A 707-nucleotide genomic window follows, 5' to 3' on the forward strand; every position below is an offset into this window, starting at 1 on the left:
ACCGAGGGCGGCGCCCAGCAGCGCTACCTGCTCAAGGCGAACGTGCCGTTCGTCAGCGACACGAGCTGCCGGTCGGCGTACCCGAGCATGAAGACCGCGGTGGAGATCTGCGCCGGTTACCCGCAGGGTGGGGTCGACACCTGTCAGGGTGACTCCGGCGGGCCGATGGTGCGCCGCGACGCCAACAACAACTGGGTCCAGGTCGGGATCGTCTCCTACGGCCAGGGTTGCGCCCGGCCGAACTACCCGGGCGTGTACGCCCAGGTCAGCGCCCTGTCAGCGGCGATCGCCGCGAAGGCTGCGACGCTGTAGCCCCCGCACCGGCACCCCGGGGGCACCCGGCGCCGGTCACCGCCACGCCTCGGGTCCGCTCCGCCGGGCCCGAGGCGTGGCCGTGCCATCCCGTCCACACTGGAGTCCGCACCGACGGAGTCCACAGCGCAACGCACCGGGCCTCCCTGCCGACAGGGTCCGGGAAAGGAAGAACAGTGACCGAGGGCAAGTGGTACAGCAGGCTCCGCCGGGCGGTGTTGGTCGCCGCGGGCGCCGCCACCCTGGTGGCGGGGGCCGCGGCGCACGCGAGCGCGGCACCGCCCACCGACGACGGGCCGATCACCCCGCAGGTCGTCGGCGGCACCCAGGCCGCGCAGGGCGAGTTCCCGTGGATGGTGCGGCTGTCGATGGGCTGCGGCGGCGCGATGTACACC

At 73.7% G+C, this 707-nt stretch carries 1 protein-coding gene and 1 pseudogene; both read left to right on the forward strand.

Features of this window, described 5'->3' with window-relative positions; all coding sequences use genetic code 11:
- The coding region (locus UO65_RS04455; protein WP_035279007.1) for a trypsin-like serine protease at positions 1-312 on the forward strand (312 nt) is incomplete at its 5' end.
- Positions 313-488: 176 nt separating this feature from the next.
- Positions 489-707 (forward strand): annotated as a pseudogene (locus UO65_RS04460) (serine protease); the annotation flags it as partial.

This window comes from Actinokineospora spheciospongiae, from assembly GCF_000564855.1.
Taxonomy (GTDB): domain Bacteria; phylum Actinomycetota; class Actinomycetes; order Mycobacteriales; family Pseudonocardiaceae; genus Actinokineospora; species Actinokineospora spheciospongiae.